Origin of the sequence: Staphylococcus pseudintermedius (assembly GCF_001792775.2) — a bacterium.
Lineage (GTDB): Bacteria > Bacillota > Bacilli > Staphylococcales > Staphylococcaceae > Staphylococcus > Staphylococcus pseudintermedius.
Genome location: NZ_MLGE02000023.1, coordinates 1 through 20,197 on the forward strand (window position 1 = coordinate 1; position 20,197 = coordinate 20,197).

Consider the following 20,197-nt stretch of genomic DNA (forward strand, 5'->3'; position numbering starts at 1 on the left):
TGTTGATTCAAAGAGGATAAATAGAGAATCAAGATGCTTGATGTAATTTTTAAGATAACGATAGCCATTTTGATTATTTTGAATGACCATTTCTTTAACCAAAACTTCATCCTTATAATGTGCGACCACACTTTCTGACTTACCTATATCAATACCTAAACAGTTGATAAAAATCATACCTTTCTTTATTGAATTGAGAAATCTTTAACTTTACTTAGCCTTTTTCATTTCATTTTCCTATACACGGTTTCTAGAACCCAACATACTTCAATCGAATTTCAAAAAGGGAGTAAAGCTGATCAGTTTTTTTACGGATTCAAAGATCCACGAGACTGCGCGATCTACTTCTCTCTACAACTATAAAAAATAGCTGTGAAGAAATCTATCGTCATAAATTTCTTCACAGCTAATCTTAGTATGTTTTTTTCTTTATGGGCTGATATCCATTAATGATGATTAAACTGTCGAAAAATGAGGAGGACTTGGACGTAAAAACATGGACGCTATTGGGTGTCTTCATTTTAGAAACTTGCCCTAAGTGACTGTATGTGATGTAGATTGCCTTGAAAGTTGAGCCTCCTGAGGGAATGTGTGCATACGCCTTAGAGTGACTTCTTTACTTTAATAATGGTTACTGTTTATCGCAGTAGCTGTCTGACTTCTCAATGCATGCGCTTTTAAGAAGTCGAGTCAGCCTTGCGGGGACAGTAAGACGAAATCTTTGTTGCACATGAGATTTCTACTCTGCTCCCAAAATCCACTAATGCCTCGGCAAATGTAACCGTTTAATTAAGTTCTAATGAGTTGAAGGACCAACACATCGGAAAGCGAAGCCTTGAAGGCAATCAAAAATCACAAATCATAGGAAAGGCAAGTTCAACAAACAGATTGTATCTATAGTACCAAACATTTTTATATTCTATCCCTTTTTATCTTTATTCAAAATAGTTCATGACCCAGTTGATGCCGTAGCGATCGATGACTTGACCATGTATAGCACCAAAGAATGTTTTTTGGAGCGGCATATGGGGTCCCCCGCTTCACTTAACGCCTCATCAATCCGCTGTTGTTCCTCTAATTGGTCAAAAGTTAAAATTAAATGGTCGCCTTGACGGTCAATCGGTTTTCCATAATTTGAAGATCAACGTAATGTTGCGCTGTAATTTCTAACTCTGCATGAAGCAGCTTTCCCTCATGCTCGTTTAAACATTTCAGCGCCCGACCAAATGTCTTTTGATAAAATTGTGCTACTTCTTCCACATCACGGATGATATATGGACTTAATTACATCATACACCTTCATTTGTTATCAAATTTAGTCTTGTAATTTCGTCATTATCATATAGTATATATTGGTGATAAACAATTATTTTGAGGTGACAGATATGCGAATAGGTATCGATGCAGGTGGGACGTTAATCAAAGTTGTGATTGAACAAGACGGTGAGCGTACTTTTAAAACTTATCCCACAACATCACTAGAAACTGTAGCAAACTGGTTGAATCAACAAGCGTGCGAAGATATTCATATGACAGGGGGCAATGCGAAAGTTTTAAGCGAATTACTCGATCGCGAACCACAACTTTTCATTGAATTCGATGCAGCTGCAAAGGGCGTACAGATTTTACTAGAAGAACAAAATATTCATATTCAGCAATATATTTTCACGAATGTCGGTACTGGGACATCACTTCATTTTTCTGACAATGAGGGGCAAAAACGTGTCGGCGGCATTGGTACAGGTGGCGGCATGATTCAGGGCCTCGGTTATTTATTAACGGGTATTACGGATTACCAAAAGTTGACAGAGATGGCGCAACAAGGTGATCGTGAAATTATTGATTTAAAGGTGAAACATATTTATAAAAATGACACACCTCCTATTTCTGGAGAATTGACAGCAGCAAACTTCGGCCATGTGTTGCTTAATATGGACAAAACATTTACAAATGCTGACAAAATCGCTTCTGTCATCGGGGTTGTCGGTGAAAGTGTGACGACTGTAGCGATTCATGTAGCGAGAGAACATCAAGTGGAAGATGTAGTGTATATTGGGTCGTCATTCCAAGATAATCCATTGCTTCAAAAGGTTGTGACAGATTATACGGTTTTAAGAGGATTTAAGCCGCATTATTTACAAAATGGTGCTTTTTCAGGTGCATTAGGGTCGCTATATTTATAAAATCATTTTAAATCTTTGTATAGAGATGACGCTTTATTAGATTTTGCATTATATCGTTCATCTCTATCAAACAGTTAAAAAGCTAGGCGCAATGGATACGTTCCTAGCTTTTTCATATGCTTTAATCGTAGGAATGAGACAATCTTTTAATATGAAGATAATCCATTTTTTATGTAATCCACCTCAATTGCCATTCTATTCAACGTTTCAAAAGTCATTATAAAGAGATGTAATTCCCCTTTTATTTATGCTTTCTTTCATTACATTCCTCATCTGAAATAAAAAGGCTGAGATCACATCATCTCAACCTCTCATCATCAAACAGCTTACCATATTACCTTGAATTTACATCTTTTGAGTGACTACACCCGAAATCAGCTGTTTCCCAATGTAATACGCCTCATTCTATTTAAAACGTTAATTCATTGGCGAGTTTTTGTGCTGAGACGATGGTGCCCACTACGCCTGGTTTCACATCAATTGCGACATAGCGATTGTCATCACGCAATTCATCTAACCAATCCGCAAATACTTCGCCTTCTACATCAATTAATTCAAATGTTTCAAAATCTTCTTCCGCTACTTTTTCAGCACGTTTACGCAAGCTCCAAACTGGCATAAAATGCGACTGATCAAAGTTGTCGTTTTCATCATAAACAATCATAAATTGACGGTCGCCTTTTTGACTTAAACCATAAACGGTATCTGTTTTCGCCACATCTTGTACAAACTCGCGAATACGAATATTGTCTAGATCAGTCATCAAATCATTTGTAGCTTCTACAATTTTAATTTCGTGACCTTCTGCATCATTTGTCACGTTTACCAATGCTTCGTCTTCTTCATCAAACATTTCGTCCAATTCATAAGTCGCAAAACGGTCAATATCCATTGTTTTAATTTTGTCGTATTCAATATTCAAATTATCTAAATACGCTTTGGCTAAAGATTCACGTGTCCAAAAGCAAAATAACAATTTGTCATTATGACGGTGCTTAATCATTTTTTTATCTTTGACAGCAATAAAAAATTGTTCGTTTGTAAGTATATCTTTATAAAAACGCTCATTCTTGTATGACATGACTCTGCTCCTTTTTCCAATCAAAATCAATGACAAATATAAACCAGACATCGCTATTCGTCAAATTTCGATGATATGTTCTCTTTCAACTATAACATACCTCAGTGGATCGTGTTTTATAAGCCTGCTCGGGCTATAAATTGTTTTTCATATGCTTCAATTTGTTCTGGACTGTCGGCATGCCAAATACACCCAAATCTCGAATTGACGTGCGCTTCTTGATACCAATCCCCATCATAATATGAGAGCGGATAAAGGACGCCTTGTTCCACGAAATGACGCACGGCCTCGAAAAATCGCTCGTTGTCACCGTTCGCAAAATAACTATAAAATTTGTGATATGACCCTGTAAGTGCATCCTTGAGCAACAACATGCTTGTCGAGCCGTTTTGTCTAAAATTCAAATCAATTGCATAGACAACACCCTGTTGATCGACGAGCAAATCAAAGCCCGCGATGCCAATAAACCCTTCCTTTACTGCGATGTCCATAATTTCGTAGCCTGCTTGAATGACTTGTTCTGGCACATTGATTGCATTGATGTTGCCGTTATAAAAACCATATGCATTCGTCAATTGTTTGGCTGAACCTAAGTACACGATGCCGTCTTCGGGGTGCCATGCAAACTGGACACAATAGTTGTCGACAGCTTCGACACATTGTTCGATAATTAACGTGTCTGTCGCTGCTTCTGCTTGTTCGACACGTGCGATAGCTTTCTCCAAATCATCTTCGTTATAACAAATCATGACGCCATAGCCCCCTGCAGTCGGCAAGTCATCTCCTGGTTTAATGACGAGTGGCAACTCCCATTGTCGGACTGCTGTTTTGAAGTCTTGAAATGCGACAATTTCACGCTTAGGTATATATTGACCGCCTGTCCATTTCGGAATTAATGATTTATTATTTAAGTCTTTGAATAACTGTTTGTCCATCGCATAGTGCTTCGCGTCAACAATATTATCTCCATGGACATATTGGAAATAAATTAAACGTGATTGCTCTTCTGTCAGTTGTTTTAATGTCTGTTCATAACTTGCTTGGTCTTGAAACGTAATGACATTTTCTGGAATGTCTCGCCCTATGAGTTGGAATAACTGTTGTAATTTGTCGGTGACACTCGCTTCATGAACGATGATTGGCAATTGTGCAATCAGCAATTCACGCCCTGTTAAAAAGTTGGATTGATGCTCATCTGGTGCGAGCCAGGGATTCGAAACATATGAGGGTCTTGACGAGTAAACGATGTTCGTATCATAAATTTCACCCATTGTTAATTGACTTCGATATTGAATATTGTGTGCCATTGTCATTTCTCCCTTTTATGTTGATGCTCCTTTTGTATTTCTGCTAATAACGTTTGATCTTGTATTAATTTAGCCCCCATTAATGCGATCATTTTCGCGCCTTTAATGAGTGCATCATCCCCCATTGGACTTGCGGCCGCTTCACGAAAACGGTGGGTATGACCGACTAAACTTCTTGGCCCAATTTTGACGTGTGGATGTATCGTTGGCACGACATGACTGACATTCCCCGTATCAGTCGAGCCGTAACCAAAATCATCATGACTGACTTCTTCACCGAGTTCCGTTGCGTAATGTTCAAATAATTGATCTAACAATGGTGATTTAATGAATTCATTCACACCGTTTTGAATCGGTTCAAATTCAAATTCACATCCTGTTTGTATTGCCGCACCACGGGCAATATCATGCACTCTTGAAGTGAGAACATCCAAGTCTTTTCTTGTTGTTGCACGTGTATAAAAGCGCGCATGTGTAAAGTCAGGAATAATGTTCGCTGCTTGACCGCCATCTAAAATGACGCCATGCACACGTTCAGTCTTTTTAATATGTTGACGGAGTTGTGCGACCCCATTAAAATAGCTCAACATCGCATCTAAAGCGTTGCGTGCTTCTTCAGCATTTTCTGAAGCGTGCGCACTTTGACCATAAAACTTAATATCTAGAACGTCTACAGCAAGTGTTGGAATGGTCGGATACGTTTCATTACCCGGATGAATCATTAAGGCAACATCGACGTCATCAAAGAGCCCTTCTCGTACGTATGATGCCTTCGCACTCCCATTTTCGCCACCTTCTTCTGCCGGACAACCGAACAGTATAACTTTACCTCCAATGTCATCTACTACTTGTTTTAATGCAATCGCTGCTAACATACTTGATGTACCGATAATATTATGACCACAAGCATGCCCTAAACCTGGCAATGCATCATATTCAGCGAGATAACTAATGGTCGGCCCCTCAATTTCCGATTCATATGTGGCAATAAAACCTGTAGAATGCCCAGCAATGTCACGCTCAACTTCAAAATTGTGTTCTTTTAAATTTTCAATCAGCAAACGCGATGCAAAAATTTCTTCGTTACCGAGTTCTGGACGTCCGTGAATTTGATGACTCATATCTATATAAGCCCATCTATGTTGATCGATATAATCTAAAATACGTTGCTCTACTGTTGTCACCGTGTTACTCCTCCTTAAACAAAAAATGTTATCCCCATTTACATCCAACACAAATATTGATAAGTGTGACTGATGTATATATGTGATAACATCTTTGCCTTCATTTATCTTTCAGCATTTACACTGTTGGAATTCGCACCTTTATCGCCGTACGATGAGGTTGCTGGGTTTCACCGGGCCAATTCCCTCCACCACTCTTGATAAATATTGATTCAATTTTGTAATTATTTTAACGAACTTTCCGTACTTTGTCATGTTATTTTTAACACTCTTCAAAATTTTCATACTATATTTTACCCTTTTTGCAATACATTTTCATTTCGAGACGCCTTTATGCTATCTTACAAAAAATTTTTTAAAAACAATAATCCCTATTAAACTACTCGTAATAATAGGTTTAAAGCTCCTTTCCCTATTATATCGGCATTTAAACACTTTGTCCCCCCTTTCATCTTAATTGGAATATGTTAAAATGGATTTAAACATGAAGGAGGTCATACCAATGCCAAAAATGAACGTTGAAAGTTTTAACTTAGATCATACGAAAGTGGTTGCACCATATATTCGTCTTGCGGGTAAAATGCAAGGGCTCAATGGAGATGACATTTACAAATATGATATTCGTTTCAAACAACCGAACAAAGAACATATGGAAATGCCTGGGCTCCATTCTTTAGAACATTTAATGGCTGAAAACATTCGTAACCATTCAGACAAGGTTGTCGATTTAAGTCCAATGGGTTGCCAAACAGGGTTCTACGTCTCTTTCATTAACCATACCGATTATGATGATGTATTAAACATTGTCGAACAAACGTTACAAGATGTTTTAGCCGCTGATGAAGTCCCTGCGTGCAATGAAGTTCAATGCGGTTGGGCTGCTTCACACTCATTAGAAGGCGCAAAAGAAATCGCACAAGCCTTTTTAGATAAACGCGACCAATGGCATGATGTCTTTGGTACAGGTAAATAAACATTCAAAAAACCGAGCAACGACACGACTTTCAATGTGTGGTTCCTCGGTTTATTTTTCATTATAATTTCTTAATGATATACATGAGTACAAATTGCATTGGGAGACGTCCATATCTCGCAGTATCTGATAATGGTTTGTCACCTAACGGCAATTTTTTACGTGCCATGTAAATGTTGGCTGGAAAAACGGCAAGTAAAAATGCATTAATCCAATTTTTCAATGCGTCTGACGGGCGTCGCAACACTAATAACGCACCAATCACAATTTCGCACACTCCTGTCACAAGTACAGCTGTCTTACGTAAAGGTAAATACGTTGGCACAATATTTCTAAATTGGCGCTCTTTCGTGAAATGCAAGACACCAATAGCCATAAATGCGAGACCTAATACAATGCGACCTAATTGTTTCATCCTATCACCCTTTATTCAGTAATGATTGTATGAATAAGCTGTGGCTGTTCTGCGTGGTCTGAAATCGTAATGTTATCATACAATTTTTGTTTGACTTGTTCTACATCTTCACTATTCGCATAAATTGTCAATAATGATTCGCCTTCTTCAACACGATCACCGACTTTTTTATTCAATACAAGACCTACTGCTAAGTCAATGACATCTTCTTTTGTTTGACGACCTGCACCTAACATCATGGAAGCAATACCGATTTCATTGGCAATCATTTCTGAAACAACACCGCTTCGTTTTGCTGGTAATTCGAATTGATATTGTGCTGTAGGTAATTTTGATGGCTCATCGACAACAGATGCGTCTCCACCTTGGTTGCTTAAAAACGTTTTGAATTTTTCAAGCGCCTTACCGTTATCAATCACTTCTTGTAACATACCACGTGCTTCATCTAAATCTTTCGCTTTTTGAGCAAGTACGACCATTTGAGAACCTAAAGTTAATACAAGTTCTGTTAAATCTTCAGGACCTTCACCTTTCAATGTATCGATCGCTTCTTGTAATTCAAGCGCATTACCAATCGCACGACCGAGTGGCTGACTCATATCAGAAATAATCGCCATCGTTTGACGTCCAACTTGGTTACCAATTTTAACCATTGCATGTGCCAATTGCTCAGCATCTTCAACTGTTTTCATAAATGCGCCGTTACCTGTTTTAACGTCTAATACGATCGCATCAGCGCCGGCAGCAATTTTTTTACTCATAATCGATGACGCAATTAATGGAATAGAGTTTACTGTCGCAGTGACATCACGAAGCGCATAAATCTTTTTGTCTGCAGGCGTTAAATTACCTGTTTGACCGATAACCGCCACTTTATCTTCATTCACTAGCTTCACGAACGCTTCTTCTGAAATTTCAACATGGAAGCCTTCTACTGATTCTAATTTATCTATCGTTCCACCAGTATGGCCTAAACCACGACCACTCATTTTCGCAACAGGGACATCTAATGCTGCAACTAATGGCGCAAGAACAAGTGTCGTTGTGTCACCTACACCACCAGTTGAGTGCTTGTCGACTTTAATCCCTTCAATGTTAGAAAGGTCGATTTGGTCACCTGATTCCACCATTGCCATTGTTAAGTATGCACGTTCTTCATCAGTCATATCTTGGAAAAAAATTGCCATTGCTAAACTAGACATTTGATAATCAGGAATGTCATCATTTGTATAACCATTGACAACAAATTCAATTTCTTCTTTCGTTAAAGCATGCCCATCCCTTTTTTTAGCAATAATATCCACCATTCTCATGGCTATTCCCTCTTTTCTATATCATTTTATAGTTACCATATTGTTGTATACGCTTTTATTATATACGAATGTCTGCGATTGGTGAAACGAAAGAATTCCTCATTATTTGTCAATTCATCAACTTTCATTCATGTGTCCCTTCAAAACTTCGTCGACATTTAGCGATACATCTGTTATCTTTAAAGTGATAATAACGAATTAAGGAGATGTTTTAGATGACTCAAGGCACACCACACATTCAACCTAATGGTAAAAAAATTGCAAAAACTGTCTTAATGCCAGGTGATCCATTACGTGCAAAGTTTATTGCTGAAAACTTTTTAGAAAACGTTGAGCAGTTTAACGACGTACGTAACATGTTTGGCTATACAGGTACATATAAAGACAAAGAAATCTCTGTTATGGGATCAGGTATGGGGATTCCAAGTATCGGTATTTATTCATACGAGCTATACAATTTCTTTGATGTAGACACGATTATTCGTATCGGTTCTTGTGGCGCAATGCAAGAAGATATTCAACTTTACGATATTATTATCGGCCAAGGGGCATCCACAAACTCTGATTACGTTAATCAATTCCAAATTCCAGGTCACTTCTCACCACTCGCTGACTTTGATTTAGTCGTGAAAGCGAAAGAAAAAGCAGATGCAATTGGTGCGCGTGCCCACGTAGGTAACATTTTATCGTCAGACACATTCTACAATGCGAACCCAGACTTCAACCAAAAATGGATTGAAATGGGCATTTTAGGTGTTGAAATGGAATCTGCAGGTTTATATTTAAATGCGACTAGAGCAGGCAAAAAAGCATTGGGTATTTTCACAGTGAGTGACCATTTACTTCGCGATGAAGCAACAACAGCAGAAGAACGTCAAAATTCATTTACACAAATGATGGAAGTCGCATTAGAAATCGCTGAATAATGATGAAACAAGGCATGGAACTAAAATTTTCATTGTTTTAGTGCGTATTCATTTAATGGCAAAGATTTCTCATGGATAACCCTTTTGAAAGTTGCACAATTGCTATGAGGGGCTTGCCTTTCGAGCTAATTACGCAACCATTACTTTTGTTATCTAATGCCAACATAAACAGAAATGAAAATAGCCCCGATAACCATTACAGCCGTTATCGGGGTTTTTGCACGTTGAGTTATTCTTTTGTAGGAACTTGGGTTTGTTTAAAAAAGGACTGCTCATAGGCATTGGCTTTGGCCCAAGTCGTTTTCCACATTTTATCACGGTTATCCGCAAACAATTGATATCCTAAATTACGCAACGGTTTTGGAACGAGCCACAGTAATGCAGCTAACCATTTATAACCATCTAACGTAAAAATCAATTTCGCAATCGCTGTAGATTGAAATGTGAGATGATCCCCTTCTTGGAGAACCACACTATTATATTCCAACACTTCAGGGTGCGCTTTTTTCAACGCCTCCCCTGCTGGACTTTTTAACGGCACAAACTGATAACTTCTAGAAAGTCCGTGACGTATTAACCAAATGGCATAATTATAACAATAAATACAACGATCATCGTAATAAACGATTGGCATATCATCACCTCTTTCTAGTTATTATACCCATTTTTCATTATATTTATCATTTTGCAGTGTTTGCTTAATTTGTTGCTTCTTGTTGTTGATAATACGTTTTTTCAGCTGGTGATAATTTATCAATTTTAAAACCTGTAAAGCCGTAAATAATCGAAATAATTGGCACAATAAAATTCAATATCGCAAATGCGCCATATTGACTGACAGACACACCTAATGTAGTAAAGATAAACACACCACACGTATTCCAAGGGACAAATACAGATGTCAACGTTCCGCCATCTTCTAAAGCACGCGACAAATTTTTAGGGTGGAGTCCTTTATCAATAAATGTTGCGACATACATCCGAGACGGCACGATAATAGAAATATATTGTTCAGAACAAGATAAGTTTGTCCCTACACATGAAATGATGACAGATGCAATCAATGAACCTGTATTTTTCGCAAACTTTAATACGACAGAAATCAGCGCTTTTAACATGCCAGAATATTCCAGTAAGCCACCGAACGTCATCGCAACCAATGTCAGTGAAATCGTATAGAACATTGATTCGAGGCCCCCACGATTAAACAGTTCGTCAATCGTTTTATTACCTGAATCGATTGTAAAGCCTGTCTGTAACACTTTTACCGCGTTAACGAGTGTATCACCTTGTACAAAAATTTGCGTAAAGAATCCTAACACAATCCCTAAAACAATTGCTGGAATGGCTGGCACTCTGAAAGCAACAGCAATGATGACAATAAGGGGTATTAACAACAACCATGGTGAAATGACAAATGCATCTTGAATTCCGTTCATAATCGTATCAATTTTTTGTTGTTCTAAGTGATCACTGCCATACATTTGTCCCATCACAAAGAAAATAATCAATGAAATAACCAAACCTGGAATTGTCGTATAAAACATATGACGAATATGTTCAAATAAATCGACATTCGTTAACCCTGAAGCAAGGTTCGTCGTATCTGAAAGTGGGCTCATTTTATCACCAAAATATGAACCCGATATCACAGCACCTGCAACCATACCTGGTGACAAACCCATACTCATACCAATACCCATTGATGCCACACCGACCGTCGCCATCGTAGACCAACTACTACCAATAGCTAACGATACGATACCACAAATGACCACGACCACAGCTAAGAAATATGTAGGGGAAATCAATTTTAAACCGTAGTAAATCATTGCCGCAACGACACCACTGCCAATCCATGCCCCGATAATCAAACCGACGAGCATAATAATGACGACAGCTGGCAAAGCATGACGAATCCCTTTATACATCATTTCTTCAACTTCTTCCCAACGATAACCGTGCGCCATTGTCATAATAATCGCAACAGATGTTCCAATCAGTAAAGGTAGGTGGGGTGGCTGTTGGAGCTTAACGACTGTGTATAGCATCGCACTAATCATAATCGTAAGTGTTAACAAGGCGTACCACACATTGATATCTTTTTTAAATTTGACTTTCTTTTACATTTGAATCCCTCTCCCCTCGAAATTATATTTATTCATTAATGTGTATAAATATAATACGATAAGCACTAGGATTCTTCAATATTATTTTTCGCTTTTCCTTAAAAGTCATTATACACATTTTTCCATCCATTTAGAAAGCGGTTTCATTTTAAATGTGTTAGAAACGTTGTTGGAGATGTAATAACTATTCACCAAGGCATAATGGTACGTTTATTTTTTACTCATTGGACACTTAAGAGAGCTTTGATACAATTGAAACAACTATTCAAAGGAGGTGAGGATTTATTGGCACGTCAACACAAAATAGATTGGAAGATATATTTTGGACTCTTATTTATTTTTGTACCTTTGATTTTACTTACTGTATTTTACTTACCAGGTAGTTATAAAAGTTTTGGATTTATTTGGGTGCTCATCTTTTGGATAGTTTATCACGTGATTCGCATAAAACGCTAAATCCAAAAAGGCATATAATAATATTTTGGGATAGTTTTGCGACACATTAACATTACAATACTATAGTAGGGTTAATGAAGACGCGTAGGCACTTTATACACCTATACCCTCGCTATTTTTTAGAGTAGTGAAGGTATTTTTTAATGTTGGGAAGCATTACCTATTATTACAACGTTTTAGAATAGGCAGTACGATGAAAGTCACCTTTGTATGACTCTGACAATGTAAAAATGAAAAAAGACATTCAGCTTCTTAACCGAATGTCTTTTTTCATTAATGCTTCACTTGTACAATACGTGCATATTTTAAAAACTGAGACGGATATTTCTCCTTCACTTCTTGCGCTGTCAAATAAGTCACACCTACAATATGCCAGTTCGGATTAAACCGATAAAATGAGTCTTTCTCCCTACTCCATTTCACCATTGAACCATTTTTATTATAACGTGGTAACGTCACTTCATGCCCTTCTATGACGTTAATGTACGTTTGAAAAATATCTGCATCGATACGTTCGAATTGATCAATGACTAAAAATTGACGATCTGTTTTAGGCATGAGCTCTGTAATAAAACCTTCTCTATAATACAGTGCACCCGCTTCATTAGGTAAGTATCTGCCGTACAACATCTCTTCAGAAAAGTCAGGATGTCCCACTGTAATGACTGGCGTAGCATTGGCTTTTTCAACAAGCGTTTTAGCTGATGCTAACCCTTCTGCTTTATCGTGCGCTAATAATAAAATGAACGGTTTAATATCATCGACTTGTTGACCTTCTTCTGTATGTGTCACGGCTTCGAATTGCCCTTTTAAACCGTCATTTTCGCTCATTTCCATAATCGCATCGAATTGCGTTGGTGTCAGACTTGCAATGGCTTGTTTCGCATTTTCTTGTAAGAAGTACAGATTTTTAAGTTTAGGATGCTTATTTAATGTCATCAAACTGACAGGCGGAATATCTTCTATGTAACGAATTTCAATCGCTGTGCTGTTTGTTCTTCCCGCTTCTGGTGGTCTCGTATGAATATGATGAGCGACTTCTGCACGACCAATGACAGATTGGTTAGAATAACGGTTATAGATGACAACCTGATCACCGACTTCTAATTGTGTGTAATGATGATAGCCATTTCTTTTAATCCCATTAATCGTATGTGTATAGATTGTATACGTTTCATCTGACTCAAAGTTTTCAGTTTCCGCCATAAAAAAGTATCGTGGAATAGATATATCACCGCTACCTAGCCCTTTAATCAATTCGAATTCATCATAAGAAATCTTATTGAACAATGTTTCTTTCATATTATTCATACGAAATTCTAGCGGCTCACTTCTTTTCAGATAATCTGTCGTTAATGCTTTAAATGTTTCAACAAATTTGAACTCAACATGTATTTTATTTTGCGCCCCTGTTTGAACATTGGTAATCTCACCCCAACCGAGTAAACCGGCATCTGTTTGCACTTGGTAGAAGATGACTCTATCACCGACTTTGGCTTGTTTAAAAGCACGAAACCCTTGTGTTGGATTAAACTGTGCTCCTGATTCAAATACTGTTTTTTGTCCAACGAGTGGTTCATTGTGATTCCATCGATTATAACCACAATTCAGCCAAAAATAATTCGTTTCTGCTGTCATGGTAACAATGTATCTCCTTTTTAATTATTTTATCTCATTTATTATAAAAGTATTGTCATCAAACAACAATGCTTTTTTATCCGTTCATGAGTTGAAAAATGCCAGCAACTACTGGAAATAAATTAATCATGATACCGCCGAGCTTTAACATTGGGCTAATGTCACTTTGAGGTAAAGTCCATAACGTCGCAATGATTCCTACCATTCCAATGATAATCGGAAAAATCAGAGACGGAAATAGCGGCGCTTGAAAGAAAATCGTTGCACCTGCCACGACGCCACAAATTAATGCGATATACAGTCCAATTTTCATAACAATCTCCTATTCTTTAGACGTAACTCACCATCAGCGTAAAATCGCCTTCAAAAACGTTATCTAAATCTTCTGCTGTTAAAATTAAATGATTCCCTTTTTGAATATCATAAATTTCGCCATCAGAAATGAGTTGCCCTTGCCCTTCAAGCACAGAAACTAACACAAACTCTCGAGGCTTCATATAATTCAATGTTCCACTAATTTCCCATTTCGCGACTGTAAAAAAGTGATTTTGTACAAAAATCGTGCATTTGTGATTTTCGATGACTTCCGTTTGTGGAATGACATTCGGGCTTTCATCACCAATTTGAATGACGTCCTTACATTTTTCAAGATGGAGTTCGCGCTTCTTTCCCTCTTTATCCACGCGATCATAATCATAAATACGATAAGTCGTATCCGATGACTGTTGTGTCTCTAAAATCATAATGCCATCACCAATACCGTGCACCGTTCCAGCAGGTACAAAGAAAAAATCACCTTTATGTACAGGAACACGCTTAAACAAACGCTCAAATTCACGGCGCTCTAACATCTCATTTAACGCTTCGTGCGAGTCTGCGTGTGTGCCATAAATAATTTCAGCACCTTGTTTGGCATCAAGAATATACCAACATTCCGTTTTGCCATATTCACCATTTTCATGTTCGTATGCATACGTATCATCTGGATGCACTTGGACAGATAGCTTCTCTGTCGCATCTAATATTTTTGTTAATAATGGAAATTTCTTAGTCGGAAATTCACCGAACAATTTCGGTTGATTTTCCCACACCTCATCTAATGTCTGTCCTTTAAAAGGGCCATTCAAAATGCGGTTCGCACCATGTGGATGAGCTGAAATTCCCCATACTTCCCCAGTATGGTCACTCGGTAAATCATAACCAAATTGTGCGAGATTTGTTCCACCCCAAATTCTTTCTTGAAACACTGGTTCGAGTATTAATGGCATTGGGGATCACCTCTCATTCTTTCATAGTTTGCTCATATTCATTATGTATGTCAGATATGATTTGTGGGCGTGACATAGAAATCATATATACGCATAGATTTCATCGTGCCATCCCGATTTGGATAACTTAAATTGAAATCAACTCAAATGTTAACACGATTTCAATTGCGCTATCAGCGACTCCTGTAAAACTTAAAAGGGTTCTGTTGCGCACCAGGCCATCGATGCGATGACTCAACAAAATAGCACATTAATCTATTGTCATTGTAACACATCTAAAATAAAAGCGCTTCAGATTTTAGAAAGTGTACAGCTTTCTAAAATTCAAAGCACTTTACCATTCATATCGGATATATTATTTTCTATTATATCGCTACGTTGTTTTTACACGCAAATTTTCTCATCATTAATGCTCATTGACGATATAGTTTTCAACGAGCGTTTGACGAATTTCAGCTAAGTGTGCCGTCATCAAGTTTGCAGATGCTACACTGTCTTTATTTTTAATCGCTTCTAAAATGACACTATGCTCTTCCATTAATTTTTCCATCGTCTTTTGTCGACTGTAAATATAAATGTGTCGCGTCCCTTTCATCGTCTGTTGAATCAAGTCCGCGATATTATTCAACAACTCATACAACAAATGATTATCCGACGCTTTCGCGATAGCTAGATGAAATTTCAAATCTGCTTCTTCTCCAGATTGATGGCGTTCAATAGCCCCATTCATCTCATCTAAAGCTTCTTCCATCACTAGAATTTCTTCTTCTGTTCGTCTTGAAGCGGCCAATTTCGCCGTCGCAACTTCTACCACTTCACGCAATTCTAAGATTTCACGCACCCTTTTTTGTGTAAGTGCTTGCGAGGTAAAGTCAAAAAGTAACGGCTGTTTTTGCTTAACGAAAGTGCCATATCCATGTTTAATATCAATCAATCCGATGATTCGTAATGCATTCAGCGCTTCACGTATCGACGCATTACTCACCCCATACTCTGCTGCCAACTTTTGAATTGAAGGTAAACGGTCGCCCTCTTTTAACACGCCCTCTTCAATTTGTTGGATCAAAATGTCTGCAATTTGCTCATATATTTTTTGATTTGAAATCTTCATTTACGGCTCCACAACCCTTCGACATTATTTTATCAAAAAAGTAGCGCTTTCACTTGAATATTGTGTGCATGCTTGACAATCATTTTACATTTTAAACAAAAATTGAATCCATTTTTGCCCTTTTTTGTTTTCAAACGATACCGATTTTTGATAATGTTGTGTATATGCGAAAGGAGTGCTCACAGTTGTTTACATTTACGAAACTATTTTGGCACAATACGCAAAATCAAAAAGCTAGGCTATTCGGAATTGCTTTCATTGGTTTTGCAATATTATTATTACTGACAATATTAGCCATGTCGCCATACAATCTTTTACTACAAGTATGGCAAATGTCGATGTTGACAGGGCAACAAAATTTAACAACCTTAATTTTAATGATGGTTGGCGCAATACTATTAACGATTTTTTTATTCGCAATGCTGATTTTCCCATTTTTTGTCGGTGTCATTAGCGCCATTCATCATAGCATTTTAAATACGACAAAAGCACGCTGGAAAGATTTATTCCGTGCATTCAAAAAAGGCGTTTGGGGCAAAACGGTTATTCTTGGTATTTTAACATTGCTATTTATCGTCGTTACGGCCATTATTTATGCCCTGGTGAATGCAGGAATGACATTTCTCATTCAACAGATTTTCAACTGGGTGAGCGGCACAGGACTGGGACAAGGCGTTTTACAATTCATCGTCAGCATCCTGATTGTACTGATTTCATTCGTATTAAGCATCGTCGTTTGGTTTGCAGCGCTTTACATTATAAACATTGCTGTATCAGTGAATGAAGATGCTTCAAGAACGATCAAATCACATTTTAAAGAAGCAGGGTCTGGCTTTAAAAATGGCAATCGAACATTTTTACGCTTTTTTATCGGTATTTTATTATTGAACTTAATCTTTATTATTTTAAATGAGCCGATTAATTTCTTAATTCAACAAAGTTTGGCACATATGTCGCAAAACTTGGCGTATTATTTAATGATGGTTTTAAACGTTGTCTTCTTATTGCTTCGTTATGTTGTTTATTTATTGATTATTGGCACGGCTGTTCAATATTTTGTGCGACGCGGACGTAAAGAAACGCATGTTTAAAATTTAATTTTTTGAGGATTGCTAATATGGATTCGCGTTCCCAGGGGACTTGCCTCAACTAAATTTGGCTTGATTGAAGTGTTCACTTGATAGAAGCCAAATTGGATTTTGGGAGCAGTACAGAAATCGCATGTGTCACAAAGATTTCGTCGTACTGCCCCCGCAAGGATGACTAGACTTCTCAAAAGTATATGCATTGAGAAGTCAGACAGCTACTGCGTTAAACAGTAGCTACTATCAAAGTTAAATGACGTTATTTTGTTTTCAACTTCATCCCTCGGGAGTCTCATCCATTTTGGCAATCGAATCATAACAACACTACAAAATCGTGTAGTGTTTGAAGCCAACAGTATCATTTAAATAATCAATGCATTAAAAATTGTATACCGATAAACAAAATCTTTTATCATTTGTTATCGTTAACACACATTAAATTTTTGAAAGGGTCTGAGATGTTTTGGTATCTCAGGCTCTTTTTATGTAAAAAAACCATCAAACATTGTTGTCTTGTTGTTTGATGGTTTTTCATATTTGAATTGTTTTTTGACATCGCTATTTTAATAAATGCTTTTTGAGAAATTGTGCTGCCCCGTCTGCATTGTTATCGACATCTGTTTCATAATCTGTCATTGCTTTAATGTGTGGTGCAGCGTTGGTCATCGCTACAGTTACAGCACCTTTTTCAAACATCGTCCGATCGTTATCGCTATCTCCAATGACTAACGTATCCGATATTGCGATATTGTAATGCGCGCACATTTCTTCAATACCTGTACCTTTATTGATGTGATATGCCATCGTTTCAACATTGTTCGGTGTTGAATTCGACACTTCAATATTCCATTCTTCTGTTTGCGCCATCATCTTTTCGCGAAATTGTTGAATATGTGCTAAATCAGGATGAAATAAATAAATTTTTGAATATCCTACATCAGCTGGAATATCAACGCGCCATGTTAACTTGCCTTCAATCGCTTCATGTCGAGAAAGCCACTCACTTTGATGTACAGCTTCTGGTTTGTCACCGTCTATCATTTTCAGCATCCACGCTTTGTCTTGTTCTAAAGCAAATCGCGGGTCATGAAATGGAAATACTTCATAATATATTCCATCTTGTTGCGCAGCTGTGACAATGCTGTTCACGGCTTCAACATTCAAGTCATGTTCAAACAACACTGATTCTCCAATATGTCCGAGTGTTCCATTGGAAGAAATAATGCCATCAAACGATAAATCATCTGGAATGAGTAAGTGAATTTCTTCATACGCACGTCCTGTCGCCAAGAACACTTTATATCCCTCTTCGCGCAATTGATTCAAAATCTGTGCTGTTTCTTCAGAAGCTCTGTTGTTACTACGGAGAATCGTGCCATCCATATCTAAAAAGATCGCTTTCACGTTTTGCATAGTTACTTTCCTTTCATTCATAAATTATATGTTCATTGTGTCACCAAAAAAGATATGGTGCAACAATCAACTCGCTAAACTTTCACAATTTGATATCGACCGTGATGTTGATACAATGCGACAGGTATATCAAAAAGTTGAGACAATGTATGATTTGTTAATACCGCCTCTATGCGCCCTTGATTTTGTATTGTCCCTTGCTTAAGTAAAAGTGCGTGTGTAAAATCTTCGGTCACTTCTTCAATAAAGTGTGATACATAAATGACTGCCGTTTGTGGAAAATGTTGACGAATCTGTGATAAAGTTGCCATCAATTGTTCTCGTCCAACAAAATCTAAACCGTTTGCTGGCTCATCTAAAATTAATAATGATGGTTGGTTCATCAAAGCACGCGCGAATAAAACACGTTGCTGCTCTCCTGTAGATAATAACCCGAAATATTGTGTTTCAAATGCTTGCATATTGAGTAATGCCAACATCTCTCGCGCCAATGCGACCTGTGTCTCAGTCGGTTGTTCATAGAGTCCGATTGATTTAAAAATACCACTCAACACGACATCTCGTACAATTTCACCTGCTGAAAAGCGATCTCGTAATAAACCAGACACATAACCAATATGCTCACGAACATGATGTGCCGAATAGCCACGTTGACCTGGAACCATGCCAAATAATTTAATCTCACCCGCTGTTAAAAAGTTGTAAGCATTAATCATATTCAGTAGTGTCGTCTTACCTGCACCGTTCAAGCCATAAACTAACCAACATTCTCCCTCGTTCACTTGCCAGTTAATGTCGGATAATAACGTTCGCCCACTTTTCCGTTTCGCACCTTGTTGTATAGAAAATAACATGTGCCCACCCCCATGTTGCATATTAGTTTTATCATAGCAAAATTTCAGGTTTGTACCAATAGCGTGGGGAAAAGTCGCTGAAAAAGGCCAGGAAACACTTCCCAGCCTTACTTAAAAATAAAGAAGATAAATATTGAAAAAACAATGACATTCATTGGCACAACCGTCCATATCATCTTTTTCGCTTTCGCTTTTAAATCGTGTGTTCGGTTTAACGTCATTTCAACGACCACAGTACTGAGTAAAATCACGAAAGTCATGAGTCCGTACAGCAACACATTTTGCGTATAAATGTGAGTGAGTGGCAATGAAAAAAATACGAGCAACGTTGTGTAAACGAGTGAAAAATAATAGTTGTTAATGTATTGCGTCATCCAAAGCACCTCTATCATCAGTTTGATTCATATGATTACTTATCATATACCCTCATATGCATTCATTAATTGAAGTTATTCAAATTATGACATCTCTAAAAAATGCGATAGCTTTCTATAATCGAGTAGGAGAATAGTCATTAATTGACTACTCGTCCTCTCACACCACCGAGCGTACGGTTCCGTACTCGGCGGTTCAATATCTTGCGTAAGCCAACTCTGCAAGCTGGGCTAATGGTATTAATCCCCACTTGTAGAGTTGTTTTGTTGTAAGTGCACGATGAACCTCGTGCGTGTTTGATAACCGCCAGTATTTCTTGCGAGACTGTGCGATTTTCATTGCACTTCTATGGTCAAGACCATATTGACGCAACATCTTATATTTCGTTCTAACTCTTTTCCACCGTTTAAGAATGAGTTGTCTAAGTCGGCGGTTTAACCAAGATTGTGTGGTTTCAAGAAATACTCTGATAAAACCTCTACCAAG

Annotated in this window: 18 protein-coding genes, 1 pseudogene and 1 riboswitch; of the genes and pseudogenes, 4 read left to right on the top strand and 15 right to left on the bottom strand. The window is 37.7% G+C overall.

All coding sequences use genetic code 11. The annotated features are described in order from the left end of the window. The first annotated feature begins 1,385 nt into the window (after positions 1-1,385). On the top strand, positions 1,386-2,183 hold the full coding sequence (gene coaW / locus BJK46_RS11630; RefSeq protein WP_020219849.1) for a type II pantothenate kinase: 798 nt from the start codon (positions 1,386-1,388) through the stop codon (positions 2,181-2,183). A gap of 409 nt (positions 2,184-2,592) precedes the next feature. Here the strand turns inward: coaW and BJK46_RS11635 are convergent, their stop codons facing one another. The 3 genes from BJK46_RS11635 to BJK46_RS11645 all read right to left on the bottom strand — a co-directional run bounded on the left by BJK46_RS11635 (position 2,593) and on the right by BJK46_RS11645 (position 5,692). Further along, entirely contained in the window at positions 2,593-3,264 is a 672-nt protein-coding gene (locus tag BJK46_RS11635; protein ID WP_014613313.1) for a DUF2750 domain-containing protein, read from the bottom strand. Between the two features lie 116 nt (positions 3,265-3,380). Next, positions 3,381-4,571 (bottom strand): L-aspartate--L-methionine ligase LdmS, encoded by a 1,191-nt coding sequence (gene ldmS / locus BJK46_RS11640; RefSeq protein WP_014613312.1) that lies wholly within the window; start codon positions 4,569-4,571, stop codon positions 3,381-3,383. A gap of 2 nt (positions 4,572-4,573) precedes the next feature. Continuing rightward, entirely contained in the window at positions 4,574-5,692 is a 1,119-nt protein-coding gene (locus BJK46_RS11645; protein ID WP_049773701.1) for a M20 family metallopeptidase, read from the bottom strand. A gap of 164 nt (positions 5,693-5,856) precedes the next feature. Next, a riboswitch (SAM riboswitch) is annotated at positions 5,857-5,962 on the bottom strand. Between the two features lie 295 nt (positions 5,963-6,257). Here BJK46_RS11645 and BJK46_RS11650 point away from each other — a divergent pair. Next, positions 6,258-6,728, top strand: coding sequence for an S-ribosylhomocysteine lyase (locus BJK46_RS11650; RefSeq protein WP_014613310.1), 471 nt, complete (start codon positions 6,258-6,260; stop codon positions 6,726-6,728). Between the two features lie 61 nt (positions 6,729-6,789). Here the strand turns inward: BJK46_RS11650 and BJK46_RS11655 are convergent, their stop codons facing one another. Together BJK46_RS11655 and BJK46_RS11660 are read right to left on the bottom strand one after the other, a co-directional pair. Next, positions 6,790-7,143 carry a DoxX family protein gene (locus BJK46_RS11655; protein ID WP_014613309.1) on the bottom strand — a complete coding sequence of 118 codons (354 nt, stop codon included), beginning with the start codon at positions 7,141-7,143 and terminating at the stop codon, positions 6,790-6,792. A gap of 11 nt (positions 7,144-7,154) precedes the next feature. Further along, a complete protein-coding gene (locus BJK46_RS11660) occupies positions 7,155-8,456 on the bottom strand; it encodes a pyrimidine-nucleoside phosphorylase (RefSeq protein ID WP_014613308.1) in 1,302 nt (433 codons plus the stop codon). Between the two features lie 215 nt (positions 8,457-8,671). Here BJK46_RS11660 and deoD point away from each other — a divergent pair, with 215 nt between their 5' ends. Further along, positions 8,672-9,382 carry a purine-nucleoside phosphorylase gene (gene deoD, locus BJK46_RS11665; protein ID WP_014613307.1) on the top strand — a complete coding sequence of 237 codons (711 nt, stop codon included), beginning with the start codon at positions 8,672-8,674 and terminating at the stop codon, positions 9,380-9,382. A 229-nt stretch (positions 9,383-9,611) separates the two neighbouring features. Here deoD and BJK46_RS11670 read toward each other — a convergent pair whose 3' ends face one another. The 6 genes from BJK46_RS11670 to BJK46_RS11700 all read right to left on the bottom strand — a co-directional run bounded on the left by BJK46_RS11670 (position 9,612) and on the right by BJK46_RS11700 (position 15,984). After that, positions 9,612-10,016, bottom strand: coding sequence for a thiol-disulfide oxidoreductase DCC family protein (locus tag BJK46_RS11670; RefSeq protein ID WP_014613306.1), 405 nt, complete (start codon positions 10,014-10,016; stop codon positions 9,612-9,614). A gap of 64 nt (positions 10,017-10,080) precedes the next feature. Next, entirely contained in the window at positions 10,081-11,445 is a 1,365-nt protein-coding gene (nhaC, locus tag BJK46_RS11675; protein WP_422632097.1) for a Na+/H+ antiporter NhaC, read from the bottom strand. A gap of 795 nt (positions 11,446-12,240) precedes the next feature. Continuing rightward, entirely contained in the window at positions 12,241-13,605 is a 1,365-nt protein-coding gene (locus BJK46_RS11685) for an EVE domain-containing protein (protein WP_014613304.1), read from the bottom strand. 76 nt (positions 13,606-13,681) lie between these two features. After that, the gene (locus tag BJK46_RS11690; protein ID WP_014613303.1) at positions 13,682-13,918 is read right to left on the bottom strand and encodes a hypothetical protein; all 237 of its coding nucleotides are present in this window, start codon (positions 13,916-13,918) and stop codon (positions 13,682-13,684) included. Positions 13,919-13,934: 16 nt separating this feature from the next. Then, positions 13,935-14,873 carry a mannose-6-phosphate isomerase, class I gene (gene manA, locus BJK46_RS11695; protein WP_014613302.1) on the bottom strand — a complete coding sequence of 313 codons (939 nt, stop codon included), beginning with the start codon at positions 14,871-14,873 and terminating at the stop codon, positions 13,935-13,937. 406 nt (positions 14,874-15,279) lie between these two features. Further along, positions 15,280-15,984 (bottom strand): FadR/GntR family transcriptional regulator, encoded by a 705-nt coding sequence (locus BJK46_RS11700; protein WP_014613301.1) that lies wholly within the window; start codon positions 15,982-15,984, stop codon positions 15,280-15,282. 185 nt (positions 15,985-16,169) lie between these two features. On the opposite strand from BJK46_RS11700, the gene BJK46_RS11705 reads away from it, so the two are divergent. Further along, complete coding sequence (locus BJK46_RS11705; protein WP_014613300.1) at positions 16,170-17,075, top strand: lytic transglycosylase; 906 nt, start codon at positions 16,170-16,172, stop codon at positions 17,073-17,075. Between the two features lie 552 nt (positions 17,076-17,627). On the opposite strand, the gene BJK46_RS11710 is transcribed toward BJK46_RS11705, so the two are convergent. The 4 genes and pseudogenes from BJK46_RS11710 to BJK46_RS12320 all read right to left on the bottom strand — a co-directional run. Continuing rightward, entirely contained in the window at positions 17,628-18,482 is an 855-nt protein-coding gene (locus BJK46_RS11710; protein WP_103263638.1) for an HAD family hydrolase, read from the bottom strand. 74 nt (positions 18,483-18,556) lie between these two features. Continuing rightward, positions 18,557-19,336 carry an ABC transporter ATP-binding protein gene (locus BJK46_RS11715; RefSeq protein WP_103263637.1) on the bottom strand — a complete coding sequence of 260 codons (780 nt, stop codon included), beginning with the start codon at positions 19,334-19,336 and terminating at the stop codon, positions 18,557-18,559. 107 nt (positions 19,337-19,443) lie between these two features. Then, positions 19,444-19,710: a hypothetical protein gene (locus tag BJK46_RS11720; RefSeq protein WP_101458445.1), complete on the bottom strand. Its 267-nt coding sequence runs from the start codon at positions 19,708-19,710 to the stop codon at positions 19,444-19,446. Positions 19,711-19,906: 196 nt separating this feature from the next. Next, positions 19,907-20,197, bottom strand: a pseudogene (locus BJK46_RS12320) (group II intron reverse transcriptase/maturase); the annotation flags it as partial.

What these genes read in the sequence shown, in the direction of transcription:
- BJK46_RS11715 (WP_103263637.1), bottom strand. Translation starts at nt 19,336, where the DNA reads ATGTTATTTTCTATACAACAAGGTGCGAAACGGAAAAGTGGGCGAACG.
- BJK46_RS11710 (WP_103263638.1), bottom strand. Translation starts at nt 18,482, where the DNA reads ATGCAAAACGTGAAAGCGATCTTTTTAGATATGGATGGCACGATTCTC.
- ldmS (WP_014613312.1), bottom strand. Translation starts at nt 4,571, where the DNA reads ATGGCACACAATATTCAATATCGAAGTCAATTAACAATGGGTGAAATT.
- BJK46_RS11645 (WP_049773701.1), bottom strand. Translation starts at nt 5,692, where the DNA reads ATGAGTCATCAAATTCACGGACGTCCAGAACTCGGTAACGAAGAAATT.
- BJK46_RS11655 (WP_014613309.1), bottom strand. Translation starts at nt 7,143, where the DNA reads ATGAAACAATTAGGTCGCATTGTATTAGGTCTCGCATTTATGGCTATT.
- BJK46_RS11670 (WP_014613306.1), bottom strand. Translation starts at nt 10,016, where the DNA reads ATGCCAATCGTTTATTACGATGATCGTTGTATTTATTGTTATAATTAT.
- coaW (WP_020219849.1), top strand. Translation starts at nt 1,386, where the DNA reads ATGCGAATAGGTATCGATGCAGGTGGGACGTTAATCAAAGTTGTGATT.
- BJK46_RS11685 (WP_014613304.1), bottom strand. Translation starts at nt 13,605, where the DNA reads ATGACAGCAGAAACGAATTATTTTTGGCTGAATTGTGGTTATAATCGA.
- BJK46_RS11700 (WP_014613301.1), bottom strand. Translation starts at nt 15,984, where the DNA reads ATGAAGATTTCAAATCAAAAAATATATGAGCAAATTGCAGACATTTTG.
- BJK46_RS11690 (WP_014613303.1), bottom strand. Translation starts at nt 13,918, where the DNA reads ATGAAAATTGGACTGTATATCGCATTAATTTGTGGCGTCGTGGCAGGT.
- deoD (WP_014613307.1), top strand. Translation starts at nt 8,672, where the DNA reads ATGACTCAAGGCACACCACACATTCAACCTAATGGTAAAAAAATTGCA.
- nhaC (WP_422632097.1), bottom strand. Translation starts at nt 11,445, where the DNA reads ATGATTAGTGCGATGCTATACACAGTCGTTAAGCTCCAACAGCCACCC.
- BJK46_RS11650 (WP_014613310.1), top strand. Translation starts at nt 6,258, where the DNA reads ATGCCAAAAATGAACGTTGAAAGTTTTAACTTAGATCATACGAAAGTG.
- BJK46_RS11660 (WP_014613308.1), bottom strand. Translation starts at nt 8,456, where the DNA reads ATGAGAATGGTGGATATTATTGCTAAAAAAAGGGATGGGCATGCTTTA.
- BJK46_RS11720 (WP_101458445.1), bottom strand. Translation starts at nt 19,710, where the DNA reads ATGACGCAATACATTAACAACTATTATTTTTCACTCGTTTACACAACG.
- BJK46_RS11635 (WP_014613313.1), bottom strand. Translation starts at nt 3,264, where the DNA reads ATGTCATACAAGAATGAGCGTTTTTATAAAGATATACTTACAAACGAA.
- manA (WP_014613302.1), bottom strand. Translation starts at nt 14,873, where the DNA reads ATGCCATTAATACTCGAACCAGTGTTTCAAGAAAGAATTTGGGGTGGA.